Origin of the sequence: Pseudoalteromonas atlantica (genome assembly GCF_043641955.1) — a bacterium.
Lineage (GTDB): Bacteria > Pseudomonadota > Gammaproteobacteria > Enterobacterales > Alteromonadaceae > Pseudoalteromonas > Pseudoalteromonas atlantica_A.
This window is the reverse complement of sequence record NZ_JBHZRV010000008.1, coordinates 81,697-97,436: the sequence shown is the minus strand read 5'-3', so window position 1 is coordinate 97,436 and position 15,740 is coordinate 81,697. Positions and strand designations below refer to the sequence as shown.

The window sequence follows — 15,740 nt, the reverse complement described above, 5'->3', positions numbered from 1 at the left end:
GGTGCAATTTGATTATGGAAAAAATGCTTGTGGATCAAGGTGCAGATCATTGACCTGCGATAAAGCTGCTTTGCCCTAATGAACGCGCTTTATGTGCTGCATTAGATGCTTTGCGGGCGAGTTTATTAAAGTCTTTTTCGTCACTGTGCTTTGCGATGCCTAAAGATAAGTCTATTGTGGGTAATTTAATCCCGCTTTTAGAGCTTACAAATCGCAGTTTTTCAACGCCGTTACGGACCTTTTCTGCGATGACGTTAGCCGTTTCTGGGTCTATATCAGCTAATAAAACGGTAAACTCAGCTTTTCCTGTGCGCCCTGGTAAGCCACTTTCAAATACATATTTTTGAATTTGCTTTGCTACTTTGTTTAGAATAACTTCGCCTATCATGTCACCATAATTATCAATAAAGTGATCTAAGTTATCTATTTGAATTGCAATAGCACACACCGATTTTTGCTGATCTAACCATAATTGAGTTTGTTGGTTAAGGTAGTGTCGCTTGTATAAGCCAGTTTGCTGGTCGGTGATATGTTTTGTACGTAATTGCACAAGTTGCTGCTGGGTTTTTTCTTGGAGTCTTTTGGCTTTTATGAGCTCTTGTTTAAATTGTTGATGTTGAGTAAGTAAGTGCGCTGTATGTTTACTTAAGATATTTAATGCATTGCGGCTTTGCTGAATGTTTTTTTCATCTAAAGAGTGAACACAATCACTAACCTGATTGGCAAAGCGCATTATATCTTTTTCTGTTGAGTTTGCGCTGCGTGATAACGAGCTTATTATTCCATCAACATTTTGAACCATAGATGTTTCTGCTTGGTGGGCTTTATCCATATAATCAAAGTACAGTTGTTCAATGTAAACACAGTCAATTGTTTGCCCAAGGGCTAAAGCACGATCAATGGTTGCATTTAATTCTGTGTTAACTTGGCTTATATAGGTATAGACAACGTTATAATTTAGCGGCGATGGGGGTAATGCGTGATGCTCTAAAAAGATACATACTTTTGTCATTTTTTCTTGAGCAATAGCCATGGAGTCATGGAACATCATTTATTTATACCAACTAAATACGCAAAATAGCTAAATTAATTGCCTCGCTCCATAAGACATCAGTGCTTTCCTAGCATACGACATTCTCACTACATTAATCTGTATCGCGCCTTTTTAAAAGTAAAAATGTGATTTTTGGCACAGATCCATCGATTTTTTTTGCTCTGCCGCCTACTTTATCATCAATATTAAACTACTGATTAAGTACTAGGCATAGCGTGGTTGATAATTGAGCATCGTCTTTGGTCGCATTTATTTTGGTAAAACCTCTGCGATAAGGTAATTTAAACGCCATGTAATAATTGCAGAACTTTAATATGAAAATAAATACCAACAAAAAACCAAGCGGTGCATTACGCCATTCATTATTGAGCATTGCATTTATCTGCTCGCTTAGTGCTTGCCAAATGACCACAGTTGATAGCGATCAGCAGTTTACTACTGTGGCGCAATCAATCGTTGATTATCGCCAGAGTATCAGTCCATTTAGTAATCCCGAGGGGGTTGATGGTTACTTACTAAGTAATTTAAGTGCTGAATTTTTAGAGGCAAAATATCAAAAAAATACCGCACTTTTAGCACAGCTAGATGCGATTGATGTAAGCAAGCTAAGTGAAGAAAACCGTATAAACTTAACCATCATACGTGCGCAAGTACAAAACAGTGTGGATGAGTATGTATTTAATAGCCATTATATGCCGCTTACTTCGGAATATGGTTTTCACTCAAGCCTATCATTTATGGTATCGCAATCTGATTTTAAAACGTCGGCAGATTTTCAGCTATATCTAGAACGTTTGCAGCAAGTTCCTCGATTTTTCGCGCAAAATATTGGTTGGATGCGTAAAGGTTTAGAGGTCGGGCTAACTCAGCCTAAAGCTGTATTACAGGGTTATCAAGACTCAATCACTGCCTATATTGTGGATGATGTAACGCAATCTGAGTTTTATAAGCCATTTTTAACTAACACTGCAGGCCTATCTAGTAGTGAGTTTAGCACGCTGCAACAGCAAGCGAAAAAAGTAATCAAAGAGCAAGTGATTGGTGCTTATAAAGATTATCTGACTTTCTTTAATGAAGAATATCAACCGGGTGCACGCAGTGACATTGGTATTTCGTCTACGCCTAATGGCGAAGCGTTTTATGCTAATCGTGCAAAGTACTACACCACCACCGATATGACGCCAAAAGAAATTCACGAGCTGGGTTTAAAAGAAGTGGCGCGTATTCGTGCTGAGATGGATGAAGTTATTAAACAAGTTGGCTTTGAGGGCACATTCGCCGAGTTTGTGCACTTTTTACGTACCGACCCACAGTTTTATGCAACTACGCCAGAAGAGCTATTAAAAGAAGCATCTTACATTGCAAAAAAAATGGATGCGCAGTTACCAAAATTATTTCATACCTTACCGCGTTTGCCATATGGCGTTGCTCCAGTACCTGCGAGTATTGCACCTAAGTACACAACAGGTCGTTATTCTGGGTCACGTCGTGATGATCAAGCTGGCTACTATTGGGTAAATACGTATGCACTTGATAAGCGCCCTTTGTATGTATTAGAAGCACTGACATTACATGAGGCTGTTCCGGGTCATCACTTACAGATTGCCTTAAACGCTGAGTTAGAATATTTACCAAGCTACCGACGTGATGCGTATTTATCAGCGTTTGGTGAAGGCTGGGGATTATATTCAGAATACTTGGGCCTTGAGGCAGGTTTTTATCAAGACCCATACAGTAATTTTGGCCGCTTAACCTACGAAATGTGGCGTGCTGCGCGTTTAGTAGTTGATACAGGTATGCATATGTATGGCTGGAGTCGTGAACGTGCAATGAACTTTATGAGTGAAAACACTGCGCTTTCATTACACAATGTGAAAACAGAAACTGACCGTTATATTTCATGGCCAGCTCAAGCACTGTCATACAAAATTGGTGAGCTAACTATTAAACGTTTACGTAAAGAAGCTGAACAGGCTTTGGGTCAAAACTTTGATATTCGTGAGTTCCATAACCAAATTTTGCGCCATGGTTCGGTGCCACTTTCTGTATTAGAAGAGCAAGTTCGCTTATACATTCAATCTGAACTGGCTAAATCTGACGCATAACGCATAACGCGGGGTCAGTAGCGCATTGCTACTGACCCCGTAGTATTAATTTAATAAGCTGATCAATAAAGTAAAAAAGTCATCTTTATCGTTACAACCTTGAGCATTTACCATGAGTTGTTCACCAAGAATAAGAGTTTGCTGCTGCACTGCTAAGCGCGCTTTCTCGTCTTCAATCCCATCAATGTCTGCAACATGGGCCAAGCCTATTGTGCGGCGAATGAGTTCTGCGCCACAGTAACCGATAGCATCTTGTAGCACTTGTTGTAAGTAATAGCGTGCAAATTCAGGGCTAGCTAAACTTGCATCATTACTATGCTGATTAATGAGGTTAATCCATTTTTGCTCAAATAATGTATAACTATCTTGTAGGCAAGTCAGTAAGTGGGTTTGATATTGGCGGCGCTTAGCTAATTCAGCTATACGTGCGTTTTGCGCACAATAATTTAATAAAATGTTACCCATAAACGAGCCGATATCAAAGCCAACAGGGCCGAAAAAGCCAAACTCTGGGTCGATTATCTTCGTTGTTTGTTGATCAACAAAAATACTGCCGCTGTGCATGTCACCATGTAGCAGTGTTTGCGGGCAAGATAAAAACTTGGCTTTCAATTTTGCAGCGGCAAATTTAAGTGCTGAGTTATTACGAATGCTGGCAACATGTTCGCTAAGCTCAGTGGGGAAATTATTACGCTCATGAATAACATAGGGGTCACTAAAAAATAAATCTTCGGTGATTTGGCACAACTCTGGGTTGCTAAACTGACTCACTTTCGCTTTTTTATCTTGTGCGGCTAGATAAAAATCTGAGTTATAAAAACCGGTATAGCTTAGGTAATGTGCTACATGTTCAGCAAGTAAAGGAAACTGCTCAGCGTTAATTTGCGCGCCGCGCAATATTTGTAGGTGGCCTAAATCTTCAAGCACCGTTAGGGCAAGTGTAGGGTTGTAATGCACGACTTGTGCAGTGTGCTCTGAGCAAATAGCACCGTGGTTAATGAGTACTTCAGCCTCAATGCGGGCGCGGTCTAATGTAAGTGGCCATGATTCCCCAACACAGCGAGCATACGGCAGTGCTTGTTTTAAAATAACACTGTTATTGCTTTCATCTCTTATTCTAAATACCAGATTTAAATTGCCATCACCAAACTCATAAGCCGTCAATTCAGTCTCTTTATTAAAATAATTTAGACCGTCATTTTTAATAAGGTGTTTAATATAATCAACAGCGTTCTTGGCATTAAAAGCAAAATAATCGGCCATAAAGAGAATCTCATAAAATAAGCAGGTGCAGCATTCTATACTCTCAACCGTTTAGATGTCTATACTTCTTGGTTGTATGGTTTAAAAACTGCTGTAGAATAAATAGCAGTAAAAAACATTGTCAGGATTAATGATGCAAGATCTCATCGCGAGCAGTTTAAAATATCAAAATAATACATTAAGTGTGTTAGATCAGTATTTATTGCCCCACCAGCAGGTATGGCATGTGTGCGGTGATGTAGCGACTATGCGAGATTTAATCTTAAGCTTAAAAATTCGTGGCGCACCGCTGATTGGTTTAGGTGCAAGTTTACTGGTCGCGCATTTAGCTGAGCAGGGGTATGAGAAAGCCGCATTGGCAGCAGCGATTGATGAGTTAGAAGCCACAAGACCAACAGCGGTTAATTTAATGCACTGCATGGCAAAATTGCGTACTGCCTTACAGCAGGATGACTTTGTTACCGCGATTGTAAGCTGCGCGGTTAACTTATTTAATGAAGATATTGCCTTGTGTGAAAGTATGGCAAACCACGGAGCAGCATTGGTGAGAAGCGGCGATAATATTCTTACTCATTGTAATACTGGGGCGCTCGCTACTGCAGGTATTGGCACCGCTTTAGGTGTTATTTATAAGGCCCAGCAGCAACATGGTGATATTCATGTTTGGGTTGATGAAACTCGGCCGTTATTACAAGGTGGGCGGTTAACCGCGTTTGAACTTGAGCGCTGGCAAGTACCTTACACACTGATTTGCGACAATATGGCGGCAAGCTTAATGGCTGCAGGCAAGGTTGATAAAATTTTTGTTGGCGCTGATCGTATTGCTGCCAATGGTGATTTTGCCAATAAAGTCGGCACGTATAATTTAGCCGTGTTGGCGCACTTTCATAACATTGAGTTTTATGTTGTTGCACCGCTTACTACGCTCGATGTAAATACAGCATGCGGCGCAGATATTGAGATTGAGCAACGCAATAGCGCAGAGGTGCGAGGTGTTAGTGGTAGTTTTGGTGAGGCACTGTGGGCACCGAGTAATGCCCAAGTGTATAACCCTGCCTTTGATGTAACCCCCGCTAAGCTTATTACTGGTTGGGTGTTAGATACTGGCGTGTATCATCAATCGCAAGTGCTAGCGGGTGAATTAAAAAAGCTGATCTAGCCTTTTTTCGCCACATATACCCAAGCATTACTGCCGGTGCTAAATAGCTCTTCGACACGGATGTAGTCATCGACTTCGTAGCTATCGGCATTCACTAGTTCTTGCTCGGTAATACTAAAAATGGTGCCCGTGACGATGTCGGTTGTTTGTCCTGTTTTTATTAAAGAGGGGTGAAACCGTTGACCACTGCTTTTTAGCACGGCGGCATCAGTAATTTCCACCTCACCGACAATATACCCAGTAAGCGTTGCCGGCTCGCCTTGGAGCAAACGACCAAAGGTATCAAGTTGTACTTGCTCTAGTTGCAGTGTGCCGTATGAAAATAGTTTTTCCATTTAAATTCCTGTCGATACTTAATCTAATAACGGAAATTGCTTAGCAATCTCAGACTCAGTACTCTGTGCCACCCAGCCTTCAGTGTTATTAAATAAGCGAATAGCGGTAAACTCTGGATCGCTGCCCATATCAAACCAATGTGGAGTCAGCTCAGGCACTGAAATTAAATCGCCTTGTTGGCAAAGCACTTGATAAACTTTGTCATTAATATGCAGGCAAAATAGGCCTTGGCCCTTAACAAAAAAGCGCACTTCATCTTCACTGTGGGTGTGTTCGAATAAAAACTTAGCACGCAGCTCTTCAGCTGCGGGGTTGCCTTTTGCTAATGAAATTACATCAACCGTTTGATAACCACCTTGTTGTTTTAAGCGCTCTATATCGCTGCTGTAGGCGTTAATTATATCATCCTGACTGGTTGTCTCGGTAATGGTTGCGTTTGCCTGCCATTGTTCAAAACGAACACTTACTTTATTCAGTTCTGCGGTAATTTGTGTTGCATCTTGAGTGGTTAATAATGCATTGCTGCCATTACAATCGGCAAAAATAGTCAGTTGGCTCATGCTAAATGCTCCGCAGTAAATTGGCTGAAATCGTTAATATAATTATGTGCAGGCGAGCTTTCTTGACCATCGCGAATTAAGTGTAAAGTTTTTAAACCTGCAGCTTTAGCGGCATCAAGCTCTGCAACTACATCACTTAAAAATAATACTTCATTGGCGACAAACGGTAGTTGCGAAATAATATTTTCATAGGCGCTAGGTTGTTGTTTGGCTCCTACTTGGGTATCAAAGTAATCAGTAAACAGTGGGCGAATATCACCAAAATCTGAGTATTGAAAAATTAATTGCTGGGCTTTTACTGAACCCGACGAGTACACATATAACTGTTGCCCAGCTTGTTGTTGAGTTTGCAAAAATTGGTAGGCATCGGGATATAAATGGCCATTAAAATCGCCATTTTCGTAGCCAGTTTGCCAAATTAGCCCTTGTAGCTGCTTAAGTGGGGTAATTTTTTTATCTGCAGCTATCCATTCGAGTAACGTATTAATTACGGTGTCTATATCTGCATTTGGTTGATCAATAAGTGCCTTCACTGCATCAATTTGTTCAGCAACTATAGTATGTTGCTGGTTGGCTGCTACAAATGTTGGCAATTGCGCTGCGGCATAAGGAAAAAGCACTTCTTTGACAAATGAAATGCGGGTGATGGTGCCTTCAATATCCGTTAATAATGCTTTGATCATAATGCGACCTCTGTGTGAAGACCTTCTAATTTTAAGCGTTCTAATTCGCAGCTAAATAAAAATTCAAGACCTTCTAATTGTCGGCGTACTTCGCGTATGTCACGGCCAACTACATATAATCCGTGCCCACGAATAAGCACACCGTGCTCAATAGGGGTGTGTAGATGATGGTCACTGACTAATAAGCTTAAGCGGTCAATATTTTGGTCGTTATCAAAAATAGGAATGCTTAAAACCTCTAAATGCGAGCTTACGCCACGCAGTGACTTTTGCATCTCGTAACCTTGTAAGTTTAAGCTGTGGCCTTTAATAATACGAGATAAAACCGTCGCCGCGACAGAGTGAGTATGCAAAACAAAATTAGCGATAGGAATTAACTTATATATGCTTAAATGTAACTCAGTTTCAGCTGAAGGTTTAGAGCCTCCAGTTTGTCTATTCCCTTGATGATCAAGCTCAATAAAGGTGTGAGTACCTAGCTTACCTTTATCGAAGCCGCTGGCAGTGACAACAAAACCTGTACTGGTGCGCGCTGAAAAGTTTCCACCGGTTGCGGGTACCCAGCCTTGTTGGCTGATCCATTTTCCTGCTTCTATAAGTTCTGAAATAGCGGTATTGTTATGCATATATTCCTCAAGCTACCAAAGTTATTTAGACGGCTATACTTCTGCTATTTGCAATGATAGCATCGCTTTGGGTGCAAAACCATCATTAAGGGTAACCAGTGTTTGAAAGTAAATTGCCAAATTTAGGCACCAGTATTTTTAGTCAAATGAGCGCACTTGCAAATCAGTTTTCGGCGATAAATTTATCCCAAGGTTTCCCAGAGTTTGATGCGCCAGAGCTACTTAAAAAACAGCTTAATCATTATGTACTCGAAGGACTTAATCAATATTCACCATCAAGTGGAGTACCACGCCTACAGCAACAGATAGCTGAACTAGCACAGCGTAAATATGATGCGAATATTAATGCGAGTGAGCAAGTTACCGTGACTTCGGGTGCTACCGAAGCGCTGTTTGTAGCGATTCAAGCAATTGTGCGTAAAGGTGATGAAGTTATTGTATTTGACCCTGCTTACGATTCGTACCAACCAGCCATTGAGCTTGCAGGTGGTCGCGCTGTACATGTTGCATTGCATGCGCCAGATTATGCAATTGACTGGTCAGTAGTCACAAATGCAATAACCACTAACACCCGCGCAATTATTATAAATACACCCCATAACCCAAGTGGTAAAACGTTTAAACAAGATGATATAAATAAGCTAAGAAGCTTAGTCGCGCAACATGATTTGTATGTAATAAGTGATGAAGTCTATGAGCATATTACGTTTGATCAGCAACCGCATTTAAGTGTACTACGTGATGAAGAATTGTTTTCTAAGAGTTTTGTTATCTCAAGCTTTGGCAAAACGTTTCACAGTACAGGGTGGAAAATGGGTTATTGCATTGCGCCAGCTGAGCTTGCGGTGGAATTTCGCAAAATTCACCAATATGTGACGTTTTCAAGCTTTACCCCGGCGCAACATGCACTGGCTGATATGTTAGAGCAGCAAGGTGAGCATGTTGATGAGCTCAGTGAGTTTTATCAACGAAAGCGCGATGTGCTGAGTAATGCCCTTAAAGATAGCCGTTTTACCATTTTACCTAGTGAAGGCACTTACTTTTTATTACTCGACTACAGCGATGTTTCAGATTTAAATGATGTCGAGTTTTGCCACTGGTTAGTAGAGCAAGCGGGTGTTGCCGCCATCCCACTTAGTGTATTTTATGAAAAGCCCAGCAATGATAAGGTCATACGCTTATGTTTTGCTAAAAATGAAGCCACACTGATTCAAGCTGCGGAGATTTTATGTCAACTATAACCATCGCTTCTATTCAAGCATCACTAAACTGGCTCGATAAAGAAACTAATTTGGCAGCATTTGACGATAAAATTGCCAATATTGATAATGCGGTAGACTTGATTTTATTACCTGAAACCTTTGCCACTGGCTTTGCCATTAATCTAGATTGTGCGGAGCCCGAAAATGGTAAAGTACTTGATTGGATGATTGCGACGGCAAAATTAACCAGTTCCGTGATAGCAGGCTCGGTGTTGGTGCAACAAGGTGATAAAAAAGCCAACCGCTTTTATTGGGTTTGGCCTAATGGCGAGGTGAAATTTTACGATAAGCGTCACTTATTTTGTTTAGGTAAAGAAGGTGAGTTTGTTAAAGCGGGTGAGCAACGCGAAGTGTTTACTCTCAATGGTTTTAGAATTCTACCGCAAGTATGCTATGACTTACGTTTTCCGGTATTTCAGCGCAGCCGCAATGATTATGACGTGATGATCAATGTGGCTAATTGGCCTGCAGCAAGACGCAAAGTGTGGGATACCTTATTAATGGCCCGCGCTATGGAAAACGTATGTTATGTAATAGGTGTAAACCGCGTTGGGGAAGATGGCAACGGCGTAGCCCATAACGGCGGTACTGCCGTGTATGATTTTAAAGGCGATAAGCTGGCGACTACAGCAGATGATAAAGTGGAGACTATAATTACTACACTTGATAAACAGCCTCTGGAGCAATTTAAACAAAGCTTCCCCGCACATCTGGATGCTGACGGGTTTAGTTTGGACTGCTGAAATAAAATGCTGCGATATACTCCGTAGCTTGGGTTGAGTATTACGAAACCCGAGGAGAAAAGAACGCTGCGAATAGGAAGGTTTTTGCTTTGATTCTCACCCCCTTTCATCGGTGTAAAGGTTACGGACATAAAACGATAGGCTTTTCATACTGATATTTGTGTCAAACGTGGGGATGGGCTTGCTTACGTCCATGTAATCAATCGCTTCGCGACGCTTGCAGCGGCCTATAGTGTTCCTGACATTTTATCGAACCCTGATCGAGGATTATCACCCTCCTTCATCGGTGTAAAGGTTACGGACATAAAACGATAGGCTTTTCATACTGATATTTGTGTCAAACGTAGGGATGGGCTTGCTTACGTCCATGTAATCAATCGCTTCGCGACGCTTGCAGCGGCCTAAAATGTTCCTGACATTTTATCGAACCCTGGTCGAGGGTTCTCACCCGCCTTCTGCCATTTTAACAACAAAAAAAGCCCCACAATAAATTGCGGGGCTTTCTTCGTTATTAAATGGCGGAGAAGGAGGGATTCGAACCCTCGATAGAGCTACAAACCCTATACTCCCTTAGCAGGGGAGCGCCTTCGGCCACTCGGCCACCTCTCCGACGCATAAACTGTCATTTTGATGATCGAGTGAACCACCAAAATCTAATAATGGTGGAGAGATAGGGATTTGAACCCTAGAGGGGCTATAAACCCCTGCCGGTTTTCAAGACCGGTGCATTCGACCACTCTGCCATCTCTCCGTTGGGAAAGAATAATACGCAGGTGATTGGGGTGTGTAAATAGTAAAAAAGATCGTTTGCTGGTTTTTTGTTCTAAAAGGTGTGTTTTTTTATAAAAGAGGGGGTTTTTAATTGTTTTAAGAAGAGGTTGCAGCAAACGAGGGAGCTAAAGAAGTATCTTCGTTTAGTGGTTGGGTGTTTGCTGCACCGCTAAAATAATCATGGTTGGGTGATTATTTGTATTGTATTACGCCGCCTAGCGCGAGTGCTTTACCGTACTGGTTAAGTCGCTTAAGTATTTTTGCTTTGCGATTGGTTGGTTTTACGGCAACATGGGCTGCTGTATTTTGATTTAATGTATTTACTGTGTTCATTACTTTTGCTCCGGGTTATGTCTGTCTTGAAAACGTGGCTATTCTGACGTTTAATTGCACAAAAATAAAACGATAAAAAGTAAGGTGGTCGGATTAAAATAACTAATGTATTTAGGGGTTATTAACTTGGCGTTAAGTTTTTTATTTTGTAGTGTCTTGCATGGTTATGAATTTTAATAATGTTATAAATAGCTTTTTTACAGTGGTTTAAGCTATTTTATGTTTTTAGTATGCATTTACTTTTGAATAAAGTGATTAATTATTCAGATTAATTTATTTTTTGTTTATTGCTATTTTTTTAGCAGCTTAATGGATGTTTAATCAATGCTAATAATAATAAAGCCAAGTACGAAAAAAAAACATAAAAAAATGTTTACTTGGTTGTATGAAGAGTGCGAAAAACGGCAAGTTTATGTTGACACATTTGCAACAACAGGAGATTTTAAGGCTGATTGTACAAAAATAGCGCAATTGGCTAAGCCGCATATGCGTGCTGTTGTATTAGGGGGAGATGGTACACTCCACCTTGCTGTGAATGCATTACTTAAAACAGGTTGTTCATTGGCGTTGTTACCTTTAGGTACGGGGAATGATTTCGCAAGAGGTTTTGCATGCTCACAAGTGGCGTGGCAGCAAGCTGTGTTTGCTGAACAAGAGCAGGCAATTGATATTGGGCAAATTAATAACCGCTATTTTATTAACGTGGCCGGTGTTGGGTTTGATGCGCATGTTGTTAAAGCGTTACAAGAGAAGTCTAATTTATCGTCTTTGGGTTATAGTCTCGCAGGCTTTCAACATTTATTAAAATATAAACCTGCTAGATTGAATGGACGCTTTGCTAATGAAATTATTGATCACAAAAATTTGATTACAGTGTTTGCGAATCACCGTTATTTTGGTGGTGGATTAGCCATCGCCCCAAAAGCTCAATTATCGGATGGAAAATTAGAATGCTATGCCATGCCTGCACATGGATTGTTTTCAAACTTGTATAGTTTTATCCGCTTGTTGTTAGGCTGTCATCATACAATGCGAGGGTTGAGTTATCAGCGCTTGGATAAAGCGTGTATAACAAGTGAGGGGTTACCTATAGAAGCTGATGGAGAGCTAATAGGCGAAACACCTGCAACGATTACGGTACACCCGCAGGCATTACGGTTTTGTGTGCCTTCAGAAAATAAAAAAAGCGCCTAACAAGTAGGCGCTTTGGCGTTAGTTGCACTATTGTGCATTCTAACTGGGGATGGAGCTTTTTTGCTGCATAGCTCTTGCTGCAAAAAAAGCGTTAATTTTTTTAGTTGGTGTCAGCACGATAGCGTTGCCAAGCAATACTAAACTAAACCCTAAAAAGGTATTGGCCTGCCACATAAAGCCTTCAAATAATGTGCTCAAGGTTACTGCTACCAATGGAAACAAAACAATAACGTAGCTTGCTCGCTCTGGACCGATATTTTTAAGCAGTGCAAAATAACAAGCAAATGCGATAACAGTGCCAAATACGGCTAAATAGATTAATGAATACCAGTAACTCGCTGGTGCTACAAAGCTCATACTTGCATCGCTTATAAGCAGGTAAACGAATAAGCCAACTGCGCTGTACAGCATGCCCCAAGCATTGCCTTGCATTACGCCAATGTGTTGTTTGGAGTTTCTTACGCTCACCATATTACCCAATGAAGCCACAAAGGTACCTGTAAGGGCAAGTAGTAAACCGACCAACACCTCATTATTCAGGTCGAACTGCTGTAGTTGTGGCCAGAATAAGCAACCAATACCTATTACCCCTAAAAGGGCACCGAAATAAATACGTTTAGCGATCGGTTTGCCAAAAAATAAGCGCGTATTAATAATATTCATTAATAACAGTAATGAAAAAGCGATTGAAGCCATGGCTGAAGTTAAGTGGTTTTGCGCCCAATACAACATTAAGTAATTTAAACCAAAGTTACACAAGGCTAATAAGGCAAAGAAAGCATGATCTTTTTTAGCGTATTGCATGGGTAACTTTTTAACACTTACCCAGCACCACATGATAATGGCGGCCAGTGCAAAACGGTAAAACAGTGATGTTTCAACGGCGACATCACCTAATTGAAATTCAATAGCGAGCCATGTTGAGCCCCAAATAAGTACAGTAACAAGGTAAAGCGCAATACTTTTCATGGCATTGTTCCAAAGTTGATGGAGGGTGTAGATTAAGTGTGTATTTTAGAGTGGTTGTGTATACTTAACATACACAGAAAACCATAAATGTAACCTATACAGATTTTATGGTTACAAGGGTTAAATAGGATCAATGCTATGTCACTAGTGGTGAGTAAAGGTAATCAGGACTTTTTATATCAACAAGTAATGCAGTTAGTGCGCGAGCTGAGTGATCAAGGTACGTTGTTGCCAGGTGAGAAGTTACCTTCGTTGAGAAAAATGGCAGATAAACTGACTGTTAGTATTCCAACCGTTAAGCTTGCTTATCAAACACTTGAAGCGCAAGGGTTGGTCGAGGCACGCGAAAAGTCGGGTTATTTCTTAAAAGCAGCGGCTGTGCAACTGGCAAGACCAAAGCGGATAAAATTAAGCCGAGAACCGGTGTCGGTAAACATGCAGGTGTTGATTGAGCAAGTCTATGATGCCATTCATAAAGCGGATGTGGTGCCTTTTGGTATTGCTAACCCAGTAGCGGCGGCACCAACCGATAAAATGCTAGCACGAACAATGCGCCGAGTTATGTCTATGGCAGGCAGTAGAGCAATTAACTACGGGGCAATAGATGGCTACGCACCACTAAAAAAACAACTCATTCACCGTTATTTAGATTTTGGCATTGGCATAGATAACCAAGAGTTAGTGATCACCAATGGTGCACAAGAAGCCTTAACGATCGCGCTTAAATGTGTTGCTAAAGTGGGTGATGTGATTGCGATCGAATCTCCTTGTTATTTTGGCATCATCGAGTTGATAGAAAGTTTGGGTTTAAAAGCCTTGGAGATCCCTCTATGTCCAGATGACGGGATCTGGCTTGATGATCTCACTCAGGCTTTGAGCGATCATGATATTAAAGCGTGTGTGTTTTCAACCTCTATTAATAACCCTGTTGGCAGCTTTATGCCCAATCATAAACGTAAGCAATTAGTAGAGCTATTAGAGTCACATGAAGTAGTGTTGATTGAAGACGATGTATATGGCGACCTATACTTTGGCGCTGAGCGTGGGATACCTGCGCAGGCTTACTCCAAAAAAGGATTGGTTATCACCTGTGCTTCATTTTCGAAAACCGCGGCTCCCAGTTATCGTGTTGGTTGGCTCATTGCTGGTCAGTTTGCGCCAAAAGCCCGGCGTTTTAAGCGAGCCTTTAGTTGCTCCACCTCATTGATCAATCAGTGGACGCTGTATGAGTTTGTTGCCAGTGGCGAGTATGAGCGCAATTTAAAGTTGCTCAGACAAAAGCTACGTAGTAACAAAGAACGAATGATCTGGTGTTTGCAGCAATCATTACCAACGACGGTGAGAATTAGTGATCCGCAAGGGGGATGTGTGATCTGGATTGATTTAGGTAAAGATTACGATAGTATAAAATTGTTTCATTTAGCATTAGATGAAGGGATCAGTATTACTCCGGGTTACATATTCTCAGCGACAAACAAATATAGAAACTGCATACGATTAAGCTATGGTTTACCTTGGAGTGAGCGCTTTGAAAACGCGATTGTGAAACTCGGTGAGTTGTTACATTTAGCTAAAAAGTAAAAAAGCAGCAATGGGGTTAAACCACATTGCTGCTAAAGGGATATCAAATGTTTAAATAACAGTTAGTTATTTTGTTTATAACTAAATAATTGGTAGCCTTTAAGCTCAGGTACTAGTTTAACAAGTTGTTGTTCTTGCTCCGCAATCGTTGAGAAGTTTCCGCACAATGCATCAGCACGTTTTTCTAATTGATCAGCCTGTACTTGTACTCGCTCCTCAATTTGTGCGCCCATGTTTTCCATACGTGCTTCAAATGCTTGCATATCGCCACCTGAACCCATTAACTCCGAACCAAGAGCCATTAAAATACTGCCCATAGATTGCATCATGGCAGATTGAACTGCGGTTTCAATTTGTTCATCAAAGTGGTGTTCAAAGTTTTCACCAAACTCGTTAAAGCTTTGTTGGCCCATTACAAATGCGCCTTGCTGGTAAAATGTGTCTTCAACTTCAACTTGAATGTCTGCCATAAGGTCATTAATGCTATCAAAACCTTGGATGTTAAAAGCATTGGCTACTTCTTCAATAGCTACGCCCGCGATTTTTACACCATCAAGCGCAATATTGGCGACTTCTGGTAGCTGGCTGCGTAAGCTATCTGAGTAATTAGTAATAGCTTGACGCTGTTGGCTGTTCAATTGCATTGTTTGGCCGTTAATTACTAAATCAGCATTTCTGGTAAAGACCATCTTTTGATTATCAGCGGTGAAAATCTCAAGCTCACTGGGTAAAATTCTTACATCGTTTTGAAACTCAACTTCACACGAATCACCACTAAATGAGATGTTGGTATCGTGATCATCATGTGCCATTGCGCCTGTAGCAATAAATAAAGAACCGACTAAAAGTAACTTTTTCATTTTTGTAATCCTGTTAACTGTTGTTTTTAACGATTGTGTAATTAGTAGTAATCAAGTTTGGTGCCAACTTTTTATTCTTTATTAAACAGTTGTTTATGGTTTTTGTGGTAGATAATTAATAATAATAACCTTAAATAAATAACTACATTTTAGTTATTTTGACCAACATTTATAAAAGCATAAAGAATACTTATCGTATCGATAAAAAACTCTCACTTTCCAGAATTCAAATTTAGCGCTA

General features: G+C 40.7%; 15 protein-coding genes and 2 tRNA genes. 6 read left to right on the top strand and 11 right to left on the bottom strand.

From position 1 onward, the window contains the following. Positions 1-46 precede the first annotated feature (46 nt). Positions 47-1,033, bottom strand: a complete 987-nt coding sequence (locus ACHUE3_RS15360) for a GGDEF domain-containing protein (protein ID WP_394193340.1) — start codon at positions 1,031-1,033, stop codon at positions 47-49. A gap of 335 nt (positions 1,034-1,368) precedes the next feature. On the opposite strand from ACHUE3_RS15360, the gene ACHUE3_RS15355 reads away from it, so the two are divergent. Then, the gene (locus ACHUE3_RS15355) at positions 1,369-3,159 is read left to right on the top strand and encodes a DUF885 domain-containing protein (RefSeq protein ID WP_394193237.1); all 1,791 of its coding nucleotides are present in this window, start codon (positions 1,369-1,371) and stop codon (positions 3,157-3,159) included. Positions 3,160-3,204: 45 nt separating this feature from the next. Here the strand turns inward: ACHUE3_RS15355 and mtnK are convergent, their stop codons facing one another. Then, entirely contained in the window at positions 3,205-4,422 is a 1,218-nt protein-coding gene (gene mtnK, locus ACHUE3_RS15350) for an S-methyl-5-thioribose kinase (protein ID WP_394193236.1), read from the bottom strand. A 133-nt stretch (positions 4,423-4,555) separates the two neighbouring features. Here mtnK and mtnA point away from each other — a divergent pair, with 133 nt between their 5' ends. Beyond that, the gene (mtnA, locus tag ACHUE3_RS15345) at positions 4,556-5,581 is read left to right on the top strand and encodes an S-methyl-5-thioribose-1-phosphate isomerase (RefSeq protein WP_394193339.1); all 1,026 of its coding nucleotides are present in this window, start codon (positions 4,556-4,558) and stop codon (positions 5,579-5,581) included. Here the strand turns inward: mtnA and ACHUE3_RS15340 are convergent. Genes ACHUE3_RS15340 through ACHUE3_RS15325 form a run of 4 tightly spaced genes read right to left on the bottom strand, consistent with a single transcriptional unit; the run spans position 5,578 to position 7,786 of the window. Further along, on the bottom strand, positions 5,578-5,916 hold the full coding sequence (locus tag ACHUE3_RS15340; RefSeq protein WP_394193235.1) for a gamma-glutamylcyclotransferase family protein: 339 nt from the start codon (positions 5,914-5,916) through the stop codon (positions 5,578-5,580). The genes mtnA and ACHUE3_RS15340 overlap by 4 nt on opposite strands. 18 nt (positions 5,917-5,934) lie before the next feature. After that, complete coding sequence (locus ACHUE3_RS15335; protein WP_394193234.1) at positions 5,935-6,477, bottom strand: 1,2-dihydroxy-3-keto-5-methylthiopentene dioxygenase; 543 nt, start codon at positions 6,475-6,477, stop codon at positions 5,935-5,937. Further along, on the bottom strand, positions 6,474-7,160 hold the full coding sequence (gene mtnC, locus ACHUE3_RS15330) for an acireductone synthase (RefSeq protein ID WP_394193233.1): 687 nt from the start codon (positions 7,158-7,160) through the stop codon (positions 6,474-6,476). Before mtnC ends, ACHUE3_RS15335 begins: the two co-directional genes overlap by 4 nt. Continuing rightward, positions 7,157-7,786 (bottom strand): methylthioribulose 1-phosphate dehydratase, encoded by a 630-nt coding sequence (locus tag ACHUE3_RS15325; protein WP_394193232.1) that lies wholly within the window; start codon positions 7,784-7,786, stop codon positions 7,157-7,159. The genes mtnC and ACHUE3_RS15325 overlap by 4 nt, the downstream gene beginning before the upstream one ends. Before the next feature lie 98 nt (positions 7,787-7,884). Between ACHUE3_RS15325 and ACHUE3_RS15320 the strand changes: the two genes are divergently transcribed. Both ACHUE3_RS15320 and ACHUE3_RS15315 read left to right on the top strand, forming a co-directional pair. Further along, on the top strand, positions 7,885-9,027 hold the full coding sequence (locus ACHUE3_RS15320) for a methionine aminotransferase (protein ID WP_394193231.1): 1,143 nt from the start codon (positions 7,885-7,887) through the stop codon (positions 9,025-9,027). Continuing rightward, entirely contained in the window at positions 9,015-9,791 is a 777-nt protein-coding gene (locus ACHUE3_RS15315) for an amidohydrolase (protein ID WP_394193230.1), read from the top strand. The genes ACHUE3_RS15320 and ACHUE3_RS15315 overlap by 13 nt, the downstream gene beginning before the upstream one ends. A gap of 516 nt (positions 9,792-10,307) precedes the next feature. On the opposite strand, the gene ACHUE3_RS15310 is transcribed toward ACHUE3_RS15315, so the two are convergent. The 3 genes from ACHUE3_RS15310 to ACHUE3_RS15300 all read right to left on the bottom strand — a co-directional run bounded on the left by ACHUE3_RS15310 (position 10,308) and on the right by ACHUE3_RS15300 (position 10,895). Then, positions 10,308-10,400: transfer RNA gene (locus ACHUE3_RS15310), tRNA-Ser, on the bottom strand. 51 nt (positions 10,401-10,451) lie between these two features. Further along, a tRNA-Ser gene (locus tag ACHUE3_RS15305) sits at positions 10,452-10,542 on the bottom strand. 212 nt (positions 10,543-10,754) lie between these two features. Beyond that, the gene (locus ACHUE3_RS15300; protein ID WP_167850806.1) at positions 10,755-10,895 is read right to left on the bottom strand and encodes a hypothetical protein; all 141 of its coding nucleotides are present in this window, start codon (positions 10,893-10,895) and stop codon (positions 10,755-10,757) included. A 324-nt stretch (positions 10,896-11,219) separates the two neighbouring features. Between ACHUE3_RS15300 and ACHUE3_RS15295 the strand changes: the two genes are divergently transcribed. Further along, a complete protein-coding gene (locus ACHUE3_RS15295) occupies positions 11,220-12,089 on the top strand; it encodes a diacylglycerol/lipid kinase family protein (protein WP_394193229.1) in 870 nt (289 codons plus the stop codon). A gap of 39 nt (positions 12,090-12,128) precedes the next feature. Here ACHUE3_RS15295 and ACHUE3_RS15290 read toward each other — a convergent pair whose 3' ends face one another. After that, positions 12,129-13,058, bottom strand: coding sequence for a DMT family transporter (locus ACHUE3_RS15290; RefSeq protein ID WP_394193228.1), 930 nt, complete (start codon positions 13,056-13,058; stop codon positions 12,129-12,131). Between the two features lie 138 nt (positions 13,059-13,196). Between ACHUE3_RS15290 and ACHUE3_RS15285 the strand changes: the two genes are divergently transcribed. Further along, the gene (locus ACHUE3_RS15285; RefSeq protein ID WP_394193227.1) at positions 13,197-14,639 is read left to right on the top strand and encodes an aminotransferase-like domain-containing protein; all 1,443 of its coding nucleotides are present in this window, start codon (positions 13,197-13,199) and stop codon (positions 14,637-14,639) included. A 62-nt stretch (positions 14,640-14,701) separates the two neighbouring features. On the opposite strand, the gene ACHUE3_RS15280 is transcribed toward ACHUE3_RS15285, so the two are convergent. Then, a complete protein-coding gene (locus ACHUE3_RS15280) occupies positions 14,702-15,499 on the bottom strand; it encodes a YggN family protein (RefSeq protein ID WP_394193226.1) in 798 nt (265 codons plus the stop codon). Positions 15,500-15,740: the final 241 nt, after the last annotated feature.